Here is a 729-nt window from a genome sequence, read left to right as displayed (position 1 = left end):
CGCGCCGCGCTGGTCGATCCGGGTGATCTGGTTGTTGCCGTCGTAACTGTAGCGGTGGTCGACGAAGCGGGTGTTGGCGTCCAGGCCTTCGCTGTCCGGGTCGTAGCCCAGGTCGGTGTAGGCGCGGTGCAGGTTGCCGGCGGCATCCCACTGGTAGTTGGTGTGCAGGCCGGTGACGCTGTCGACCCAGCGTACCATCTGGCCGATGGCGTCGTATTCGTAGCGGATGCTGCGCTCGTGGGCACTGGCGTCGAACAGGCCGTCGCCGTTGCTGTCGATATCTTCGGCCAGGCGCTGGCCGGCCAGGTCGTAGCCGTAGACGGTCTTGACGCCGGTGCCCAGGTCGTGGACCTCGAGCAGGCGGCCGGCATCGTCGTAGCTACGGCGGATGTCCTGGCCGGTGGCGGCGTACTCACGGACCAGGCGACCCTGGTCGTCGTACTCGTAGAAGGTCTGGCGGCCGCCCGGGTCGATCTCTTCGATCACGCGGCCGAAGGCGCCGTAAACCTGGCTGGTCACGCGCCCTTCGCCGTCGGTGATGGAGACCTGGTTGCCGTAGGCGTCATAGGCCTTGCGCTCGTGGATCTCCTGGCCGTTCTGCTGGGTGATGGTGTCCACCACCCGGCCCAGGCCATCCCAGACCTGACGCGAGGCATGGCCGTTGGCATCGACGGTTTGGGTGCGGTTGTCGCGGCCGTCGTAGGCGTAGGCGGTGGTATGGCCCAGGGC

General features: G+C 67.5%; 1 protein-coding gene. It reads right to left on the bottom strand.

Annotation, left to right across the window (positions count from 1 at the left end; all coding sequences use genetic code 11):
• On the bottom strand, positions 1–729 hold a 729-nt coding region (locus NPX02_RS21265; RefSeq protein ID WP_260296070.1), incomplete at both ends, for a hypothetical protein.

Origin of the sequence: Sedimenticola hydrogenitrophicus, from assembly GCF_025175675.1 — a bacterium.
GTDB lineage: Bacteria > Pseudomonadota > Gammaproteobacteria > Chromatiales > Chromatiaceae > Sedimenticola > Sedimenticola hydrogenitrophicus.
Note: the sequence above shows the minus strand (reverse complement) of the source record. Positions and strands in the feature narration are given on the sequence as shown.